Source organism: Paenibacillus sp. AK121 (assembly GCF_019042715.1).
Classification (GTDB): domain Bacteria; phylum Bacillota; class Bacilli; order Paenibacillales; family Paenibacillaceae; genus Paenibacillus; species Paenibacillus polymyxa_C.
The window spans coordinates 1-4217 of record NZ_JAHPJM010000036.1; the positions used below are offsets into that span (position 1 = coordinate 1).

Below are 4217 nucleotides of genomic sequence, written 5' to 3' on the forward strand. Positions count from 1 at the left end.
AGCTCAAAGAAGTTATCCTGCGTGCCTACGGCATCCACGCCCAGCACTCCGGCCCATACCGCAGCCAGTACCTGCTCCACCTGGGTACGCGGGGCTACATAGGCTGCTCCCGTATAGATGCTGCCTTCTGGCTCCGGCAAGGCCTTGCGGTCGATTTTGCCGTTGCTGGTCAGCGGGATGGTCTCCAGTCGCATCAGACGTGCTGGCACCATATGCGCTGGCAACCCGGCTTCCAGCGCTGCCTGTACTTCCTCAATCCGCAGCTCGGCTTCTCCCGTGATGTATCCGCACAAATATTTGTTTCCACGCTCGTCCGTCCGGTCGATGACTACGGCTTGACGCACACCTGGCACTCGCTGGATCGCCGTTTCAATCTCGCCCAGCTCGATCCGGTAGCCCCGAATTTTGACCTGATAGTCCATCCGGCCAATAAAGTCTACATTGCCGTCCGGCATCCACCGCGCCAAATCGCCTGTGCGATACAAACGTTCCCCCGGTACGTACGGGTTCGCTACGAATTTCTCAGCGGTCAGATCCGCACGGTTCAGGTACCCCCGTGCCACCCCGGCTCCACCAATGCACAGCTCGCCCAGTACACCGATCGGCACTGGATTCAGCTGGCTGTCCACAATGTAGAAGCGTGCGTTCAGCCATGCCTGGCCAATCGGCACATGGCCACTGCTTGGCAACTTCGACAGCTCTTCGTCATAGAAGCTGGAGTCAATCGCCGCTTCCGTGACGCCGTAGCTGTTGATCATGCGGATATCTGCGCCAAACCGTTCTTGCAGCACCCGGTAGTCCGTCACGCTGCAGCTATCCGAGCTGGTGATCAGCAGTTCCATGTTGCTCATGTCCAGCCCCTGTTCATGCACATGCTGCATAAACGGTACGATCAAGGCCGGAGTCGATTCGAACACGGTAATCTGATAATCACGAATCCATCCGTACAAACGGCTTGGATCAATGCGGTCGTCTTTCGGACAGATGACCATCGTGCCCCCGTTATAAAGCGTCCGTGCAATATCGCCGACGAACACGTCGAAGGAGAAGCTGGCCAGTTGCAACAGTCGTACCGGGAACTGGTTCAGACGGTAATCCCGGCGATACGCCGCAGCCGTATTCACCAAGCTGCGATGTTCGATCATGACGCCTTTCGGACGTCCGGTTGTACCGGACGTATAGATCACATATGCCAAATCGTGTGGTTCATTGATAGGTTCAACATCCGTGGCATCCCCGGTGTACAGCGACTCATCGTCCAATGCCAATACGGTATGCAGACGCAGCCCTGTTGCTGGTTTGGATGCTTCTTCGCTGTCAGACTTCGAATCTAATTTCAAGCTTACGCCTTCACTCAGACTGTCTCTTTCCATCGTTTCAGCGCCAGCCGCTGTTTCCCATTCACCCTCAGTCTGCCCTCCGACCAAGGCCTGCCGACTTGCCTCCAGCCAACCCTGTGCACGCTCTTGCAAACCGGTTTGCGTTAGCAGCACCGTCGCACCACTGTCCTCCAGCATAAAGCGAATCCGTTCGGACGGATAATCCGCATCCAGCGGCACATATGCGCCTCCGGCTTTCCACACCGCCAATACACCGACCAGCATGTCTACCGAGCGTTCGCTCAAAATACCCACAATGGACTCGCGTCCAATGCCCTCATTCCGCAATCTGCGAGCAAGCTGGTTTCCACGCTCGTTCAGCTCGCGGTACGTAAACTGCCGTTCCTCGTATACAACGGCCACATGATCCGGCACAAGCTGCGCTTGTTCTTCCACATAGGCGTGAAACAACCCTTCTGATTGCTTTTCATCACTCCATGCAGATACGCCCACGGATCCAAAACCGTCGATGATTTTTGCTTTTTCCGCAGCAGTCACCAGCTCAAGTTCATCTACCAGTGCATCTGGTCTGTTAATTGCTTCTTCAATCATATGCAACAAATGCTCGCGGATTTGCTCTACAGCCGTGCGTTCCAATACTCGTGCGTTGTACTCCAAATGGACATGAATTTCATCACCCGGCACAACCGTAATATTGAAATCATAGTTCGTTTGCTCTGACATGGAAGCATTGGCAATCGTAAAGCCATTCGCGCCACGGCTACCCATCTGCTCCATGCGCTGTTCCACCGGGTAGTTTTCAAACACGATAATATGGTTTACCAAGTCCTGTTTCTGCTCGGTCAGGGCCTGAATGTCATACAACGGATAGGTTTCATAGGCACGGGAAGCCAGTGCCTGCTCCTGGATCTGCTTCATCAGCCCAGCAAATGTCATATCTTTCTCACTGTGAATCCGTACAGGAACCGTATTAATGAACAACCCAATCATTTTGTCTATGCCCGGAATATCGGCTGATCTACCAGATACGACACTGCCAAATACCACATCCCGGCTGTTGTTATACCGCTGCAGCACAACGCCCCACGCTGCTTGCAGAAGTGTGTTGACCGTCACTTGCTTCTGCTTAACCAGCTTGTTCATCCGCTTCGTCACTTCACGGCTCAGTGTAAACGAAAGCTTGTCCGCTTCATATGCTTTAGCGTGACCTTCCAGCTGTTTGACCTGCGGCAATACCGTCTGCTGCTCAAAGCCCGCAAAATAATCGCGCCAGAACCGTTCAGCCTCCGTCTTGTCCTGCCGATCCAGCCATTCAATATATTCGCTGTATGGTGTTACCGGGGCAAGCTCCGGCTTGCGGTCTTCGAGGATGGCAAAGTACGTATTAAATGCTTCCCCTACAACCAGGAACAAGCACCAGCCGTCCATCAAAATATGATGGAAGCTCCACACAAAACGGTACGACTCCTCGCCTGTACGTAAAATAGACACCCGCATCAGCTCGCCTGAGCTGAAATGAAAGCCTTCGGCTTTGTCGCGCTCAGCAAAATCAGCAATGTATGCGTCCTGCTCTTCTTGTCCCATCAAGCGTATATCTTCAAAACGGACCCTCGCATGTTTGTGTCGATACACCACCTGTAAAGGCTGTTCATTCCAGCCGCTATAAAAATTCGTTCTGAATATTTGATGGCGATCCACCAGTTGATTGAGGCTTTCGGCAAAAGCCTCCACTTGAAAGCTGCCTTGCAGATCAAATGTCGCCTGCTCAAAATATGCCCCGGATTGCGGCTCCATTAAGCCGTGGAACAGAATGCCTTTTTGCATGGGTGTTAACGAATAAATGTTTTCCAGTTCTCCCGCAGCAGCCGTCTGCTCTACAATATGATCCAGCTCTCCGGCCGTCAGTCCTCGGAAGGACAAGTCGCTTGGGGTCAGCTCCGGCAACTCTTTGGCCACACAGTGATCCAACACCTTACGCAAGCTCTCCTGCAGCAGATCAGCCAGCTTTTTGATTGATTTTTTCATGAACATTTTGTTGCTGTAGCTGATCGTCAGCTCCAGGGTACCGTCCGTGATCATGCCGTTAATATCCAGCGCATACCGCTTGGTCAACGTGTCACTCATGGAAGCTCCGATGGAATAAGGAGACATGCGGAAAGCATTATTTTTCAGATCCTGATCAAATTGTCCGAGATAGTTAAAGCTGATTTCCGGCTCGGCAACAAAAGCGGCTTCTCCTGCTCTGTCAGCAAGATATCTCAAAATCCCGTATCCAATCCCTTTATGCGGCAGACGGCGTAGTCCTTCCTTGACGTTCTTGACACGCTGTCCCACATTCCGGTCCTCGCCCATATCCAGGACAACTGGGAATTGACTGGTAAACCAACCGACTGTGCGCGTAATATCCATATCCGGCAAAATGGCTTCCCGTCCGTGACCCTCCAGATTTACAAGCACCTGACGGATGCCTGCCCACTCCTGAATGGCAATGCCCAAAGCTGTCAGCAGCAGGTCGTTTGCTTCTGTATTGTAGGCCCGATGAGCTTGTTTCAAGAATTGTTCCGTTTCTTCGACCGTCCACGCTACGGTCAGTGTTCGATCATCACGAAGCTGTGGCTTGGCCTGAGATTTACGAGTGTAATCCTTAGGCAATGCCTCTTGAGCAGCACCAGTTCGCTCCATCTGCTCCCAATACGCACGTTCCTTCTCCAACGCGGCGCTGTTCGCATAAGCTGCCAGTTGATCTGCCCACAGGCGGAAGGAATCCGTCTTATTCGGCAAGCGGACAGACTCGTCCCGTAAAGCCTGCTCATAGCCGGATGCCAGATCCTCCAGCAAAATACGCCATGACACGCCGTCGACCACCAAATGGTGGAT

Annotated in this window: 1 protein-coding gene; it reads right to left on the reverse strand. The window is 52.9% G+C overall.

The annotated features are described in order from the left end of the window. The coding region (locus KSP24_RS24955; RefSeq protein ID WP_216977147.1) for an amino acid adenylation domain-containing protein at nt 1–4217 on the reverse strand (4217 nt) is incomplete at both ends.